The following is a 15924-nucleotide window of genomic DNA, read 5'->3' on the forward strand; positions in this document are numbered from 1 at the left end:
CCGCCCCCGGAACTGGCCGCGCTGCCGCTCTCCGCGCGAAGGGGGCAAGGGCCGACTTCGGTCCTGTCTCCCGTACTTCCTGTAGCGTCCTGGAGCGCGGAACTGGGATGCTGTCGGGTAGAAAGATCTCGTGAGGACTGGAGGGAGTGGACCATGGCGTACTCGACTCGTATGGCTGCGGCTCTCTCCGGAGCCACCACTGGGCAACTGCGCTCATGGCGGCAAGACCGGGGCCACGGCCCCATCCTCCGCCCGGAGCTCGCTGCCAAGCCTGCTCTGTACTCCTTCCGAGACGTGCTGGCGCTACGCGCGTTTGCGATCCTCCGGCAAGACGTCTCGCTGCAGAAGATCCGCAAGGCTCTGGCCACACTGAAGCGGTTCGGTGAGGTCGAGCACCTGTCCAGCTACTCCCTGGTCGCTGAGGGCGACTCAATCGTCCTTGTCGGCGACAGCAGCGACGACCACGCAACGGATCTCGTCAAGCACCCTGGGCAGCGGGTCATCGCGACTATGGCCGACATCCTTCAGGAGTTCGCGCCCCGCGCCGGTGTCGTCGTCCCACACCTCCTGCGACCCAAGCAACACGTCAGTGTGGATCCGGACACGCAGGGAGGGCAGCCGGTGATCACCGGCACCCGTGTGCCGTTCGACGCAGTCGCAGAGCTGGTAGAGGACGGCATCCCCCCTGAGAAGATCGCCGACTACTACCCCGGCGTGACGGCAGAGGCTGCTCGCGATGCGGTGTCCTTCGCCCTGTATGTGGACAGCTACAGCCCAGGACCGCGCGCTGCCTGATGCGAATCCTCATCGACGAGAACGTCCCGGTACAGATGCTGGAAATGCTCAGGCGACTGCTGCCTGGGCATGAGGTACGCCATGTCAGCGAGATCAAGTGGACAGGGAAGAAAGACCTCGCCCTTCTTCCCGACGCTGCGAAGAGAGGCTTCGAAGCCTTTCTCACCAAGGACGGACGTCAGCTGGAGGACCCGTCGGAGACGGCTGCGATCAAGAAGTCCGGCATGCATCACATTCGGTTCAGCCACGGCCATAAGGGCATGGCGGGCCTGGGTCTGGCCATGGGTGCTGTGATCGCCGCCATGCCTCTGATCGTCCGTGAACTCGACACAGCGGAAAGTCAGCAGCTCGTTCACATCAAGGGGCTGAACCCCGGTAGTAAGCAGCGGTTCGATCTGGTTGACCCCGCCAAGGAACCGCCTCGCTATTGGCCGCGATAGTCGCGCCAGACGAGACGACCCTCGTTCTCGTCTCCGCAGGCACCCCTTGGACCACACCACCAGGAGGCACCCGTGTCATACCGGCGACAGCTCACCCCCGAGGAGAAGCTCGCCGACGCGAAGAAGCTGTTGCGCCTCCCGCGTATCGTCGTGATCTGCGGCTCCACCCGCTTCATGACCGAGATGAACGAGGCCGATCTGCGGGAGACCAAAGCCGGAAAGATTGTCGTCAAACCGGGCTGTGACATGAAGTCGCCGCACGAACTTTGGTCCGATCCTGTCGAGGCCGAGGCGCTGAAGGTTCGACTCGACGATCTGCACCGGGCGAAGATCCGGCTTGCTGATGAGGTGCTCGTAGTCGGCGACTACATCGGAGACAGCACCCGAGCCGAAATCGCCTACGCCCGGTCGCTGGGCAAGCCCGTGCGGTTCACGCACCCCGAAGTCGACCCTGACGCCTGACCGCCCACTGCCACCTCAACCGGGGCCGGCAGCCCGCCGCCCACCCCACCCCCTCCGCAGGCGTGCCTTTGAATTGATCATCTAGTGGGGCAACCGTGAACTCTCCATTTGCTAAAGCAACTTGACTGCCATTTGCTCGACGTGTGGCCCAGGTCACCAAAAATGCGTCTCAATATTTGGGACGCTCTGGCGATGTTGGCCTCGATTCGGGGCTTGGAGGCCCTCCGGGTGGGTGCCAGGCTTCGACTTGGGGCACATGGAGGGCACGCCGCCCTCAAATTGGCCTAGACAACAAACAAACCCCAGGCCGCTGACCTGGGGTTTCAATCTGGAGCGGGTGACGAGAATCGAACTCGCGCTCTCAGCTTGGGAAGCTGATGTTCTACCATTAAACTACACCCGCGTATGTACGGACAAAGTCCCCGAGGGGCCCCGTCCGACGCTCGATCACTGTACCTCATCGCGGGCTCCCGGTGCTCGCGGTCCGGAGGGCTGAGTGGGTTTCAGGGTGGGGATCCGGCTGCGGGCGGCGGGAGTTGGGGCGTACGGTGGGGGCCTGGCGGAGGGCCCGGGCGGGGTCGGAGTGCCGCCTGGAGAGTCGTCTCTTTGATCCCGTAATGTGGCTTTTGTCGTCGGGTTGGTCGGCCCGGCGAGGCTCTTGGGGAAGGGACTTAAGGGACTTGATGGAACGCACCGTCGTCCGCTGTGCCGATGGGCACGTCTTCAGCACCGCTTCGTTCCCGATGCAGCAGGCCGAGCGGCTCGGTCCCGGTCGGCTCATGCGGTGCCCTCGATGCGCGCGGCTCCGCAGCGTCGTACCGGTCGCCCTGCAGAAGCAGGGGTAGGCGGCGAAGCCAGTACGTACGCGGCGTAGCCGCCTCGTCACCATCGGCGCGCGGAGTCGTCACGATTGTCATGGCTCCGCGCGCCTTGCGTATCCTCGCTATGTGCTTCTCTCAGACAAGGACATCCGGGCCGAGATCGACGCCGGGCGGGTACGGATCGATCCCTTCGACGAATCCATGGTGCAGCCTTCGAGCGTCGATGTCCGGCTGGACCGCTACTTCCGGGTGTTCGAGAACCACCGGTACCCGCACATCGACCCCTCCGTCGAGCAGCCCGATCTGACGCGGCTCGTGGAGCCGGACGGGGACGAGCCGTTCATCCTGCACCCCGGTGAGTTCGTGCTCGCGTCGACGTACGAGGTCATCTCGCTGCCCGACGACCTCGCCTCGCGCCTTGAGGGCAAGAGTTCGCTGGGCCGGCTCGGTCTGGTCACCCACTCCACCGCCGGGTTCATCGACCCCGGTTTCAGCGGTCACGTCACCCTGGAGCTGTCGAACCTCGCCACCCTGCCCATCAAGCTGTGGCCGGGGATGAAGATCGGCCAGCTGTGCCTGTTCCGGCTGTCCTCGCCCGCGGAGTTCCCGTACGGCAGTGAGCGCTACGGCTCGCGGTACCAGGGCCAGCGCGGGCCGACCGCCTCGCGGTCCTATGTCAATTTCCATCGGACCCAGGTGTGAGGGCATCCAGAACATGAGTGACGTGCGGGAGAATCTGACCTACGAGGCGTTCGGCGGCGCCATCCGCGAGCTGGCGCAGACCATCGCGGACGACGGGTACGAGCCGGACATCGTGCTCAGCATCGCCCGAGGCGGCGTGTTCGTGGCCGGCGGGCTCGCCTACGCCCTCGACTGCAAGAACATCCACCTGGTGAACGTCGAGTTCTACACCGGCGTGGGGACCACCCTCGAAATGCCGGTCATGCTCGCGCCCGTGCCGAACGTGATCGACTTCTCCGACAAGAAGGTCCTGATCACCGACGACGTCGCCGACACCGGCAAGACGCTGAAGCTGGTCCGCGACTTCTGCCTCGACACCGTCGCCGAGGTGCGCTCCGCGGTGATCTACGAGAAGTCCCACTCCCTCGTGAAGTGTGAGTACGTCTGGAAGCGCACCGACGACTGGATCAACTTCCCGTGGAGCGTGGAGCCGCCCGTCGTGCAGCGGGAGGACCAGGTGCTCGACGCCTGAGCTGCAGCGCACACGGAAGCAGCGCACACGGAGAAGGGCCCCCGGCGGCGGAAACCGCGCAGGGGCCCTTCCGTATGACCGGGGCTAGAACGTGCCCAGCTTCACGATCGACAGCAGCGCGATCAGCTGGATCGCCGACGCGCCCAGCGCCCTCGGCCACGGCAGGTCGTGGGAGCGGGACACCATCAGGGTGAGCAGGGCGCCCGCGCCGAGCCAGGTGGCCCAGCCGAGTATCTGGACGAAGCCCGCGTCGCCGCCGGCGAACATGGCGAAGATCAGGCGGGGCGTGTCCGTGAGGGCCGTGATCAGCATGGACAGGCCCACCGTGGGCTGCCAGGCGCCGTCGCCGCCGAGCTGGCGGGCCAGGGTGTGGGTGACCACGCCGAGCACGAACAGGCCGAGCACCATCACGACCGCGGTGATCAGCACGATCGGCACCGCGTTGGACAGCGTGGCGCCGATGGCCTCCTTGCGGGCGTCGTCGAAACCGAAGACGGCGAGCAGCCCGTAGAGGAAGGTCACGATCAGGGCCGGGCCCCACATCGCGTAGTCCCGCATGCGCAGGAACGTCGGGTCGGGGGAGAGGACGATCCCCCGCAGCAGCTCCTTCCAGGGCAGTGGCGGGCCCAGCGGCGCGGCGGGCGCGGCGGCGGAGCCGGCCTGGTAGGTCGCGCCCTGGGTGTAGCCGGCGGCCTCGTCGATCGAGAAGGCCTGGGTGTGGCCCGGATTGTTGGCCGCGTACGGGTCCGGCGCGCCGCCCCCGTAGCCGTCGTCGAAGTACTCCGGGCCGTCGTCCGCCGGACCCTGGTGGCCGCCCGGCCGGCCCTGCTGCGGCCCGTACGACTGCGGTGCGTGCGGCGGCTGCCCGTACGACTGCCGGCCGTACGACGGCTGCCCGTACGGCGGCTGCGGCGGCTGCGGCGACGGGTAGCCGTACGACGGCCGACCCGCGCCCTGTCCCGGCGCCTGCGGGCCCTGCTGTCCGTACGGCGACGGGCCGCGCCGCCCGCCCGAGGGGCCGGGGCGGCCGTACGACGGTCCCTGCGGCGCCTGCTGTCCCTGGGGGGTGCGGTCGTCCCCGCCCCCGCGTCCGATCCTGAATCCAGCCACGTCATCGAACGTACCTGGTCCCGGAGAGTGGTGTGCCGGGCCCGGCGGTCCGGGCCCGGCATTGCGGCCGACCTGTGACATCCCCTAAGGGTCCGTCAGCCCTTTCACCAGGGATGGTTCCGGGTTTGAACCGTCTCAGTCCGCGAAGACGGAGCCGAACTGCGGCACCCCGGTCGTGGACACCCCGACCGCGGCGGGCGACACCGAGCGGGAGCCGATCGCGGTGATCTTCCTGCCGTCGGAGGGCAGGTAGGTGACCGCGCCGTCGCCGCCGTTCTCGAACGAGCCCACCATCAGGTCGGCCTTGCCGTCGCCGGTGACGTCGTCGAGCTTGACGTCGGTGCCGAACAGGTCGTCCTTCTCGTCCTGACCGGGGACGTTCGTGGTGCTCTGGGCGAAGGACTGGGCGCCGGAGGTGGTGTTCACACCGGCCTTGGAGCCGTACAGGACGGTGACCATGCCGGTGTTGGTGACTGCGTTCAGGTCCTCCTCCGGGGCGCTGATCACGAGGTCCTGGTAGCCGTCGCCGTTGATGTCGCCGAGGTCCAGGTCCCAGCCGAAGGTGTCGCCCTTCTCGGAGGAGCCGGGGACGTTGCCGGTGTTCTGGGTGATGGCGGTGGTGGTGGCGGGCCCGGAGGCGGACCCGTAGGTGACGCTGACCTTGCCGCCGTCGGCCGCGTCCGGGACGGTGGTGCCGTCGGTGGTCTTCGCGTCCCAGTCGGCGCCGGTCACGATGTCGCCGAAGCCGTCGCCGTTGACGTCGCCGATGGCGGTGACGATGCCGGGCTTGAGGGCCTTGGCGGCGGAGGCGTTCAGGCCGGTCGAGGAGCCGGGCAGCCAGTAGTTGGTGTTCCACTGGTACTTGGTCTTCGTCTCGAAGCCGTCCACCACGAGGTCGGTACGGCCGTCGCCGTTGACGTCGCCCGCGGTCAGGTCCAGCGGCCCGTAGGAGCTGCCGGCCGTGCCCGCCCGCACCGGCGTCCTGACGGTCGTACGGCTGTGGGGCGTGCCGGCGGTGGTGAAGCCGCCCCGGTAGAGGTCGAGGGTGTTGCTGCTGCTGCCGACGACCAGGTCGGCCTTGCCATCGCCGTCGAAGTCGCCGGCGGCCAGGCTCTCGCCCCAGTAGTCGTGGGCGGTGGGGGCCGGGTCGGCGACATTGACGCCCTTGCCGGTCAGGCCGCTCTTGGAGCCCCACAGGATGGCGACGGAGCCGCCGTCGGTGTCGTTGCCCACCTTCTCGTGCGGCGAGCTGACGGCGAGGTCGTCGTAGCCGTCGCCGTTGAAGTCGGCGTACGCCAGGTCGCCGCCGAACTCGTCGCCCGCCTCGGCGCTGCCGGGGACGCCTGCGGTGTCCTGGGTGAGCAGGGTGCGCTTGGCGGCCGAGACGCCGGTCTTGGAGCCGTACATGACGACGACCGCGCCGGCGCCCTTGTGGCCGCCGACGTAGGCGGTGGCGGCGGAGGTGGCGAGGTCGCCGATGCCGTCGCCGTTGAAGTCGGCCTTGGCGACACGGGTGGAGTCGGCGGCCGTGGCGGGGGCGGCGGCGAAGGTGAGCAGACCGCCCGTCAGCGCGGCCGCGGTGGCCGTCGCGAGGGCGAGTCTTCGGTGCAGGTGCATGCGTTCTCCTGCGTGCGGAGGATGCCGGGCGGCGTCCTCGGTCGGTTGGGTGCGGACCGTCCGTGTCCATCCGGGTTCGTCGTGTGGTGACGCCGGGTTCACCGGGCGGTCGGCGATCAGGAGACGCGCGGTGGCGGGCAAGGGTTGTACGGGAGTTGTACGGGAGTTCGGTGACGGCCGTTAAGTGTGTGATGTCCGTGGCGAGTTACCGGGTGCCCCTGCGGCGGGAGCGGGGCGGGTGGCGCAGGATGGACCCATGAGCGTAGTGAAGATCAATGTGCTGACCGTGCCCGCCGAGCAGCGGGAGGTCCTGGAGAAGCGGTTCGCCTCGCGGGCGCACACGGTGGAGAACTCCGACGGCTTCGAGTGGTTCGAGCTGCTGCGCCCGGTCGAGGGCACCGACCAGTACCTCGTCTACACCCGCTGGCGCGACGAGGCCTCGTTCCAGGCGTGGATGGAGGGCCCGATGAAGGCCGCTCACCAGGGCGGCGCCGGGGGCGAGCGCCCCAAGCCGGCCGCCTCCGGCTCCACCCTGTGGTCCTTCGACGTGGTGCAGCAGGCGGCCCCGAAGACCGCGTGACCGCTCGGCGCTGGGCCTCGGCGGTGCCACGAGGTCCAGCGCCGCGTTCCCGGCGGAACGCCGGCGCCCCACGCGGGGACGGGCCGGCGCGCCGGGCTGGGCACACGCCTCGCCCACGGCGCCACGGAACCGACCTCGTACGACGACCGTGGCTGCGGTGTGATCTCGTACGGCGCCGGCGGTTGCTGCGCGTGGCGGGGCCCCCGGCGCACCCGCCAGCCGGCCCGATCGGCCGGCGCACGCCAGATGCTCCGGGCATCGGCCGGCGAGGCCACGCGCGCGTGGGCCGGGGCCCCACCTCGGGCCCCACACGGCCCGGCTATCGGCCTGTGCTCGGCTATCGGCTCGCGCCCGGCCATCGGCCCGCGGCCCGTTCCCGGCCGCTCCTCAGTTCCGGCCTCTGTTCTCCGGACTACCCGTCCACGTGCCCGCCCCGGCCCGCACCGGCCGCCGCGCCCGGCCTTCTGGCTGTCCCGCCCCGCCCCACCCACCTGCCGGACCCGGCCCGCACCCGGCCGCCGCGCCCGGCCTTCTGGCCGTCCCAGCCTGCCCTGGCCACTTGCCCGCTCCGCCCACGTGCCTGTCCCGGCCAATGCCCGCCCCGCCCACGTGCCCGTCCCGGCCCGCATGTGGTCGCCGCACCGGCCGCCGCGCCCGGCCTTCTGGCTGTCCCGCCCCACCCACCTGCCGGACCCGGCCCGCACCCGGCCGCCGCGCCCGGCCTTCTGGCCGTCCGGACCCGCCCCGGCCCCATGCCCGCCCCAGCCCCCGGCGGCGGCGCGACGCAACCCCTTGCCCCCTGCCCTCCCTCCTCCCCCTCACCCCCACCCCCCGACATCCCCCGGCCCCCGCACACGCACACGCCGACGCCCCCTGCCTGTGCGAAGCAGGGGGCGTTGGCGGGTTTCAGGGGGACGTAGGGGCCGTTACTTGACCGGTTCGGGTTCCGGGGTGGTGGCGGATTCCGCGTCGCCCGCCGGGTCCACCGGGGTGCGCACCGAGTCCAGCAGGAGCTGGGCGACATCGACGACCTGGATGGACTCCTTTGCCTTGCCGTCGTTCTTCTTGCCGTTGACCGAGTCGGTCAGCATGACGAGGCAGAAGGGGCAGGCCGTGGAGACGATGTCCGGGTTGAGGGAGAGGGCCTCGTCCACGCGCTCGTTGTTGATGCGCTTGCCGATCCGCTCCTCCATCCACATTCGCGCGCCGCCCGCGCCGCAGCAGAAGCCGCGCTCCTTGTGGCGGTGCATCTCCTCGTTGCGCAGGCCGGGGACCTTGCCGATGATCTCGCGCGGGGGCGTGTAGATCTTGTTGTGGCGGCCCAGGTAGCACGGGTCGTGGTAGGTGATGATGCCCTCGACCGGCGTGACCGGGATCAGCTTGCCCTCGTCCACCAGGTGCTGGAGCAGCTGGGTGTGGTGGATGACCTCGTAGTCGCCGCCGAGCTGCGGGTACTCGTTGCCGAGCGTGTTCAGGCAGTGCGGGCAGGTGGCGACGATCTTCTTCGCCGACTTCGGCTTCCTGGACTCCGCGGTGACCTTGCCGTCGTCGTCCAGCTCCTCGCCGAACGCCGTGTTCAGGGCCATCACGTTCTCCATGCCGAGCTCCTGGAACAGGGGCTCGTTGCCCAGGCGGCGGGCGGAGTCACCGGTGCACTTCTCGTCCCCGCCCATGATCGCGAACTTGACGCCCGCGATGTGCAGGAGCTCGGCGAACGCCTTCGTCGTCTTCTTGGCGCGGTCCTCCAGCGCGCCCGCGCAGCCGACCCAGTACAGGTACTCGACCTCGCTGAGGTCCTCGATGTCCTTGCCGACGACCGGGACCTCGAAGTCGACCTCCTTGGTCCACTCCAGGCGCTGCTTCTTGGCCAGGCCCCAGGGGTTGCCCTTCTTCTCCAGGTTCTTGAGCATCGTGCCCGCCTCGGAGGGGAAGGCCGACTCGATCATGACCTGGTAGCGGCGCATGTCCACGATGTGGTCGACGTGCTCGATGTCCACCGGGCACTGCTCGACACAGGCGCCGCAGGTGGTGCAGGACCACAGCACGTCCGGGTCGATGACGCCGTTCTCCTCGGCGGTGCCGATCAGCGGGCGCTCGGCCTCGGCCAGGGCGGCGGCCGGGACGTCCTTGAGGGCCTCGGCGGACGCCTTCTCCTCGCCCTCCATCGTCTTGCCGCCACCGGCCAGCAGGTACGGCGCCTTGGCGTGCGCGTTGTCCCGCAGCGACATGATCAGCAGCTTCGGGGACAGCGGCTTGCCGGTGTTCCAGGCGGGGCACTGCGACTGGCAGCGGCCGCACTCGGTGCAGGTGGAGAAGTCCAGCAGGCCCTTCCAGGAGAACTGCTCGACCTGGGAGACGCCGAAGACGTCGTCCTCGCCGGGGTCGGTGAAGTCGATCGGCTTGCCGCCCGAGGTCATCGGCAGCAGCGCGCCGAGCGAGGTCCCGCCGTCCGCGTTGCGCTTGAACCAGATGTTCGGGAAGGCGAGGAAGCGGTGCCACGCCACGCCCATGTCGGTCTTCAGGGCGACCGTGATCATCCAGATGAAGGAGGTCGCGATCTTCAGGCCGGCGAAGAAGTAGGTGAGGTTCTGGAGCGTGCCGACGCTCATGCCCTTGAACCAGGCGACGACCGGATACGAGATGAAGAACGACGCCTCGTAGCCGTCGACGTGGTGCTGGGCGCCCTCCAGGGCGTGCAGCGTGAAGATGCAGATGCCGACGATCAGGATGACGGCTTCCACGAAGTACGCCTGGCCGAAGTTCGAGCCGGCGAAGCGGGACTTGCGGCCCGGCTTGTCCGGCCTGCTCAGCTGGCGGATCGCGATCAGCACCAGGATGCCGAGCGTGGTCATGGTGCCGACGAACTCGACGAACATGTTGTACGGCGCCCAGTCGCCGATGACCGGCAGGATCCAGTCCGCCTTGAACAGCTGGCCGATCGCGTTGACGATCGTCAGCAGCAGGGAGAAGAAGCCCACCGCCACGAACCAGTGCGCCACGCCGACGATGCCCCAGCGGTTCATCCGGGTGTGGCCGAGGAACTCCCTGGCCACGGTGACGGTGCGCTGTGCGGGGTCGTTGGTCCTGGTCCCGGCCGGCACCGGCTGGCCGAGGCGCATGAAGTGGAAGATCTGGAGGAGGGCGCGGCCGAACAGTGCCACGCCGACCACGATCAGGACCAGCGACACGATGATCGCGGCGAGTTGCATTGGGGCTCCTGAGGGCGGCCTCGAATTGACCGAGCGGACATTACTAAGCGGTAACTTATGCGGTTCTCTGAGACTACCCCTATCTTCCGTCGCGATGCAGGGGAGCGCGGGGTGATATGGGTCGCTGAGGGGTCGCCCATGGTGGCGCGCTGATCACCCTCAGGGCAATCTGATCGTGTTATTCATCCCGATTTGCTACTTTCACCCCTACCTTAGAGCCGTGCTCTACGGGATCGCCGCGGCCTCCGCCGCCCTGCTGCTCACCGCCGTCCTCGCGGCGCTGCTCCGGCTGCCCGCCCTGCGGGCCGGGGTCGTCGACCGGCGCCGGGCACGCCCTCTTCCGCTGCTCGGCGGCCTCGCCGTCGTCACCGTCACCTCGCTGGTCGCCTGGACGGGTGAATGGACCCATGTCGCCCCCCTGGGGGACGAGGTCGGCGGGCTGCTGCTCGCCGCCGTGGGGGTCGGTCTGCTCGGCCTGGTCGCCGACGTCTGGCGGCTGCGCGGCCGGGTGATCGCCGCCGGTACGGCGGTGGCCGCCGCCTGCGTGGTGCCGTACGACGAGACGGGGGCGGCCGGGGGCGCGCTCGCCGTGGCCGGGATCGTCGTCGTCTCGCTCGCCTTCCGGGGGCTCGATCACGCGGACGGGCTGGCCGGGACCGTCGGGGTGATCACCGCCTTCGGGGCCGGTGTCTGCGCCGCCATCGAGGTGATGGACGCGCTCGCCGTGCTGCTCAGCGTGTTCGCCGCCGCCCTCACCGGCTTCCTGATGCACAACTGGCATCCCGCGCGGGTCGGACTCGGCGCCTGCGGCTCGCTGTTCACCGGATTCCTGCTCTCCTCCGCGGTCGTCTTCACGCGCGCGGGGTACGCGATCGGCCCGAGCGCGGCCGTGCTGTTCTGCTTCGGCGCCGTCGCCCTCGCGGACGCCGTCCTGGTGGTCGTCGTACGGCTGCTCGGGCGCCGTCCGCTGCTGCGGCGCGGTCCGGACCACCTGGTGCACCGGCTGCGGCGGTTCGGGCTCACCCAGCCGGGGGCCGTGGTGGTGCTCGGGGTGTGCGGGTTCGGCGCGGTGCTCGCCGGGGTGCTGGTGCACGCCGGGTGGGCGGGGAGGGAGGCCGGGCTGTGGGTGGCGGGAGGGGCGGCCGTCCTGGTGCTCGTCCTGCTGCGGGCGCCCGTGCGGATTCCGGTCCAGCGACCCCGTCGCCTGGCGTCTTCGCAGGTCAACGGGCGGTTGCGTGTAAGGAACGGATAAGACTTGAGTCCGGATGACTCAGGTCTGTTGACCCCGGCGGCCGGCTCGTGCACACTTGAGTCTGTTCCACTCAAGTCAGCTGGAGGAATCAACCATGGCACGTGCGGTCGGCATCGACCTGGGCACGACTAACTCCGTCGTCAGCGTTCTGGAGGGCGGCGAGCCCACCGTCATCACCAACGCCGAGGGTGCCAGGACCACGCCGTCCGTCGTCGCCTTCGCGAAGAACGGCGAGGTGCTCGTCGGTGAGGTCGCCAAGCGGCAGGCCGTCACCAACGTGGACCGGACCATCCGGTCCGTGAAGCGCCACATGGGCACCGACTGGAAGATCCAGCTGGACGGGAAGGACTTCAACCCCCAGCAGATCTCCGCCTTCATCCTGCAGAAGCTGAAGCGGGACGCCGAGGCCTACCTGGGCGAGAAGGTGACCGACGCGGTCATCACCGTCCCGGCGTACTTCAACGACTCCGAGCGCCAGGCGACGAAGGAGGCCGGCGAGATCGCGGGCCTGAACGTCCTGCGCATCGTCAACGAGCCGACGGCCGCCGCGCTGGCCTACGGCCTCGACAAGGACGACCAGACGATCCTCGTCTTCGACCTCGGCGGCGGCACCTTCGACGTGTCCCTGCTGGAGATCGGCGACGGCGTCGTCGAGGTGAAGGCCACCAACGGCGACAACCACCTCGGTGGTGACGACTGGGACCAGCGCGTCGTCGACTACCTGGTCAAGCAGTTCCAGTCCGGCCACGGCGTGGACCTGTCCAAGGACAAGATGGCCCTCCAGCGCCTGCGCGAGGCCGCCGAGAAGGCCAAGATCGAGCTGTCCTCGTCCACCGAGACCTCGATCAACCTGCCCTACATCACGGCCTCCGCCGAGGGCCCGCTGCACCTGGACGAGAAGCTCACCCGCGCCCAGTTCCAGCAGCTGACGGCCGACCTGCTGGAGCGCTGCAAGACGCCGTTCCACAACGTCATCAAGGACGCCGGCATCTCCATCAACGAGATCGACCACGTCGTCCTCGTCGGTGGCTCCACCCGTATGCCCGCCGTGGCCGAGCTCGTCAAGGAGCTGACCGGCGGCAAGGAGGCCAACAAGGGCGTCAACCCGGACGAGGTCGTCGCCATCGGCGCCTCGCTCCAGGCCGGTGTCCTCAAGGGCGAGGTCAAGGACGTCCTGCTGCTCGACGTCACCCCGCTGTCCCTCGGCATCGAGACCAAGGGCGGCATCATGACCAAGCTGATCGAGCGCAACACGACGATCCCGACGAAGCGCTCCGAGATCTTCACGACGGCCGAGGACAACCAGCCGTCCGTGCAGATCCAGGTCTACCAGGGCGAGCGCGAGATCGCGGCCTACAACAAGAAGCTCGGCATGTTCGAGCTGACCGGTCTGCCGCCGGCGCCCCGCGGCGTCCCCCAGATCGAGGTCTCCTTCGACATCGACGCCAACGGCATCATGCACGTCACGGCGAAGGACCTCGGCACCGGCAAGGAGCAGAAGATGACCGTCACCGGCGGCTCCTCGCTGCCGAAGGACGAGGTCGACCGCATGCGCGAGGAGGCCGAGCGCTACGCGGAGGAGGACCACAAGCGCCGCGAGGCCGCCGAGACCCGCAACCAGGGCGAGCAGCTCGTCTACCAGACCGAGAAGTTCCTCAAGGACAACGAGGACAAGGTCCCCGGCGAGGTCAAGACCGAGGTGGAGTCCGCCGTCGCCGAGCTGAAGGAGAAGCTCAAGGGCGAGGACACCGCCGAGATCCGCACCGCCACCGAGAAGGTCGCGGCCGTCTCGCAGAAGCTCGGCCAGGTGATGTACGCCGACGCCCAGGGCGCGCAGGCCGCGGGTGCCGGTGACGCCGGTGCCGGCCAGGCCAAGGCCGACGACGACGTCGTGGACGCCGAGATCGTGGACGACGAGCGCAAGGACGGTGCCGCGTGACGGAGGAGACTCCGGGCTTCGAGGAGAAGCCCGACGTCCCCTCCGGCGCCACCCCTGACGACGCCGAGCCGAAGGCCGCCCCCGAGGAGGGGGCGGCCCCGGCCGGGGACGCGAACGCAGACGCCGGTCTGGTCGCCCAGCTGGACCAGGTACGCACCGCGCTGAACGAGCGCACCGCGGACCTCCAGCGCCTCCAGGCCGAGTACCAGAACTACCGCCGCCGGGTCGAGCGGGACCGGGCCACGGTCAAGGAGGTCGCCATCGCGAACCTGCTGACCGAGCTGCTGCCCGTGCTCGACGACATCGGCCGGGCGCGGGAACACGGCGAACTGGTCGGCGGCTTCAAGTCGGTGGCCGAGTCGACCGAGACCGTCGCGGCCAAGCTGGGCCTCCAGCAGTTCGGCAAGGAGGGCGAGCCCTTCGACCCGACCATCCACGAGGCCCTGATGCACAGCTACGCGCCGGACGTCACCGAGACGACCTGCGTGGCGATCCTGCAGCCCGGTTACCGCATCGGCGAGCGCACCATCCGCCCCGCGCGGGTGGCCGTGGCCGAGCCGCAGCCCGGCGCGCAGGCCGCGAAGCCGGAGAAGGCGGGCAAGGCCGAGGGCGCCGAGGAGAAGTCCGAGGCGGCCGACGACAAGGAGAACGGTGGCCCGGAGGAGGGCTGACGTAATCACAGCGGACGGGAAGGAGGGACGTCGGGGATGAGCACCAAGGACTTCATCGAGAAGGACTTCTACAAGGTCCTCGGCGTCCCCAAGGACGCCACCGAGGCCGAGATCAAGAAGGCGTACCGGAAGCTCGCGCGCGAGTTCCACCCGGACGCCAACAAGGGCAACGCCAAGGCCGAGGAGCGCTTCAAGGAGATCTCCGAGGCGAACGACATCCTCGGCGACCCCAAGAAGCGCAAGGAGTACGACGAGGCGCGCGCCCTGTTCGGGAGCGGCGGCTTCCGCCCCGGACCCGGCGCCGGCGGCGGCAACTTCAACTTCGACCTGGGCGACCTCTTCGGAGGCGGCACCGCCCAGGGCGGGGGCTTCGGCGGCGGACTCGGTGACGTCTTCGGGGGCCTGTTCAACCGGGGCGGCGCGGGCGGGGCGACCCGTACGCAGCCGCGCCGCGGCCAGGACGTGGACACCGAGGTCACCCTCAGCTTCACCGAGGCGATCGAGGGGGCCACGGTGCCGCTGCGGATGACCTCCCAGCAGCCCTGCAAGGCCTGTTCCGGCACCGGCGACAAGAACGGCACCCCTCGGGTGTGCCCGACCTGTGTCGGCACCGGCCAGATCGCGCGGGGCTCGGGCGGCGGCTTCTCGCTCACCGACCCGTGCCCCGACTGCAAGGGCCGCGGTCTGATCGCGGAGAACCCCTGCCCGGACTGCAAGGGCAGCGGCCGCGCCAAGTCCTCGCGCACCATGCAGGTCCGCATCCCGGCGGGGGTCACCGACGGGCAGCGGATCCGGCTGCGCGGCAAGGGCGCCCCCGGCGAGCGGGGCGGTCCGGCGGGCGATCTGTACGTGACCGTGCACGTGGGCGAGCACCCGGTGTTCGGCCGCAAGGGCGACAACCTCACGGTGACCGTCCCGGTCACTTTCGCCGAGGCCGCGCTCGGCGGCGAGGTGCGGGTGCCGACCCTGGGCGGTCCGCCGGTCACCCTGAAGCTGCCTCCGGGCACCCCGAACGGCAGGACCATGCGGGCCCGCGGCAAGGGCGCGGTCCGCAAGGACGGCACCCGCGGCGACCTCCTGGTCACCGTCGAGGTGAGTGTTCCGCAGGACCTGTCGGGGAAGGCTCGTGACGCACTGGAGGCGTATCGCGAGGCCACCGCGGGCGAGGACCCGCGGGCGGAGCTGTTCGAGGCCGCGAAGGGAGCTTGAGGGTGATGGAAGGCCGCCGGCGCAATCCGTACGAACTGACCGAGGAGACCCCGGTCTACGTCATCTCGGTGGCGGCCCAGCTCTCCGGACTCCACCCGCAGACGCTGCGCCAGTACGACCGCCTGGGCCTGGTCTCCCCGGACCGCACCGCGGGCCGGGGCCGGCGCTACTCCGCCCGTGACATCGAACTGCTCCGCCAGGTGCAGCAGTTGTCGCAGGACGAGGGCATCAACCTGGCCGGCATCAAGCGCATCATCGAACTGGAGAACCAGGTCGCCGCGCTCCAGTCCCGTGTGGCGGAGCTGGAAGCGGCCCTGGACGGCGCGGCGGCCGCCATGCGCCAGCGCGAGGCCGCCGTGCACGCCTCCTACCGCCGGGACCTGGTGCCGTACCAGGAGGTCCAGCAGACCAGCGCGCTGGTCGTGTGGCGGCCCAAGCGGTCCCCGCAGCAGGGCGACTGACCGCGCGCGGCACCACGCACGGCGAGGGGGCCGCGGACGCACCCCGTCCGCGGGGCCCCCCGCGCCCCCCGGGCCTACGGGAACAGCGGAGGGACGGGAGAAGAAGGCGGCGGGGCCCGGGAGAGGGACAAACCCCTCTTTTCCT

General features: G+C 69.8%; 14 protein-coding genes and 1 tRNA gene. 11 read left to right on the plus strand and 4 right to left on the minus strand.

Annotated features, from left to right (window positions below; genetic code table 11):
* Nucleotides 1-153 precede the first annotated feature (153 nt).
* The 3 genes from AC069R_RS32170 (at nucleotide 154) to AC069R_RS32180 (ending at nucleotide 1697) form a co-directional block, all read left to right on the plus strand.
* On the plus strand, nucleotides 154-795 hold the full coding sequence (locus tag AC069R_RS32170) for a DUF433 domain-containing protein (protein WP_478770247.1): 642 nt from the start codon (nucleotides 154-156) through the stop codon (nucleotides 793-795).
* A complete protein-coding gene (locus AC069R_RS32175; RefSeq protein ID WP_478770248.1) occupies nucleotides 795-1235 on the plus strand; it encodes a DUF5615 family PIN-like protein in 441 nt (146 codons plus the stop codon). Before AC069R_RS32170 ends, AC069R_RS32175 begins: the two co-directional genes overlap by 1 nt.
* A gap of 72 nt (nucleotides 1236-1307) precedes the next feature.
* A complete protein-coding gene (locus AC069R_RS32180; RefSeq protein WP_478770249.1) occupies nucleotides 1308-1697 on the plus strand; it encodes a hypothetical protein in 390 nt (129 codons plus the stop codon).
* A gap of 329 nt (nucleotides 1698-2026) precedes the next feature.
* Here the strand turns inward: AC069R_RS32180 and AC069R_RS32185 are convergent.
* A tRNA-Gly gene (locus AC069R_RS32185) sits at nucleotides 2027-2100 on the minus strand.
* Between the two features lie 544 nt (nucleotides 2101-2644).
* Here AC069R_RS32185 and dcd point away from each other — a divergent pair.
* On the plus strand, nucleotides 2645-3220 hold the full coding sequence (dcd, locus tag AC069R_RS32190) for a dCTP deaminase (protein ID WP_285556852.1): 576 nt from the start codon (nucleotides 2645-2647) through the stop codon (nucleotides 3218-3220).
* Nucleotides 3221-3233: 13 nt separating this feature from the next.
* A complete protein-coding gene (locus AC069R_RS32195) occupies nucleotides 3234-3731 on the plus strand; it encodes a phosphoribosyltransferase (protein ID WP_397984881.1) in 498 nt (165 codons plus the stop codon).
* Nucleotides 3732-3815: 84 nt separating this feature from the next.
* On the opposite strand, the gene AC069R_RS32200 is transcribed toward AC069R_RS32195, so the two are convergent.
* Both AC069R_RS32200 and AC069R_RS32205 read right to left on the minus strand, forming a co-directional pair.
* Nucleotides 3816-4922: a Yip1 family protein gene (locus AC069R_RS32200; RefSeq protein WP_478770250.1), complete on the minus strand. Its 1107-nt coding sequence runs from the start codon at nucleotides 4920-4922 to the stop codon at nucleotides 3816-3818.
* A 54-nt stretch (nucleotides 4923-4976) separates the two neighbouring features.
* The gene (locus AC069R_RS32205) at nucleotides 4977-6458 is read right to left on the minus strand and encodes an FG-GAP and VCBS repeat-containing protein (protein WP_478770251.1); all 1482 of its coding nucleotides are present in this window, start codon (nucleotides 6456-6458) and stop codon (nucleotides 4977-4979) included.
* 256 nt (nucleotides 6459-6714) lie between these two features.
* On the opposite strand from AC069R_RS32205, the gene AC069R_RS32210 reads away from it, so the two are divergent.
* Nucleotides 6715-7038 (plus strand): antibiotic biosynthesis monooxygenase family protein, encoded by a 324-nt coding sequence (locus AC069R_RS32210; RefSeq protein WP_478770252.1) that lies wholly within the window; start codon nucleotides 6715-6717, stop codon nucleotides 7036-7038.
* A 926-nt stretch (nucleotides 7039-7964) separates the two neighbouring features.
* Here the strand turns inward: AC069R_RS32210 and AC069R_RS32215 are convergent.
* Nucleotides 7965-10247 carry a (Fe-S)-binding protein gene (locus AC069R_RS32215; protein ID WP_478770253.1) on the minus strand — a complete coding sequence of 761 codons (2283 nt, stop codon included), beginning with the start codon at nucleotides 10245-10247 and terminating at the stop codon, nucleotides 7965-7967.
* 220 nt (nucleotides 10248-10467) lie between these two features.
* On the opposite strand from AC069R_RS32215, the gene AC069R_RS32220 reads away from it, so the two are divergent.
* The 5 genes from AC069R_RS32220 (at nucleotide 10468) to AC069R_RS32240 (ending at nucleotide 15779) form a co-directional block, all read left to right on the plus strand.
* Nucleotides 10468-11499 (plus strand): MraY family glycosyltransferase, encoded by a 1032-nt coding sequence (locus tag AC069R_RS32220; RefSeq protein WP_478770254.1) that lies wholly within the window; start codon nucleotides 10468-10470, stop codon nucleotides 11497-11499.
* Between the two features lie 94 nt (nucleotides 11500-11593).
* The gene (gene dnaK / locus AC069R_RS32225; protein ID WP_478770255.1) at nucleotides 11594-13438 is read left to right on the plus strand and encodes a molecular chaperone DnaK; all 1845 of its coding nucleotides are present in this window, start codon (nucleotides 11594-11596) and stop codon (nucleotides 13436-13438) included.
* Nucleotides 13435-14109: a nucleotide exchange factor GrpE gene (grpE, locus tag AC069R_RS32230; RefSeq protein WP_478770256.1), complete on the plus strand. Its 675-nt coding sequence runs from the start codon at nucleotides 13435-13437 to the stop codon at nucleotides 14107-14109. The genes dnaK and grpE overlap by 4 nt, the downstream gene beginning before the upstream one ends.
* A 36-nt stretch (nucleotides 14110-14145) precedes the next feature.
* Nucleotides 14146-15318, plus strand: coding sequence for a molecular chaperone DnaJ (gene dnaJ / locus AC069R_RS32235; protein WP_397984873.1), 1173 nt, complete (start codon nucleotides 14146-14148; stop codon nucleotides 15316-15318).
* 5 nt (nucleotides 15319-15323) lie between these two features.
* Nucleotides 15324-15779, plus strand: coding sequence for a heat shock protein transcriptional repressor HspR (locus tag AC069R_RS32240; protein WP_366669293.1), 456 nt, complete (start codon nucleotides 15324-15326; stop codon nucleotides 15777-15779).
* Nucleotides 15780-15924 lie beyond the last annotated feature (145 nt).

This window comes from Streptomyces sp. NPDC043952, assembly GCF_056435325.1.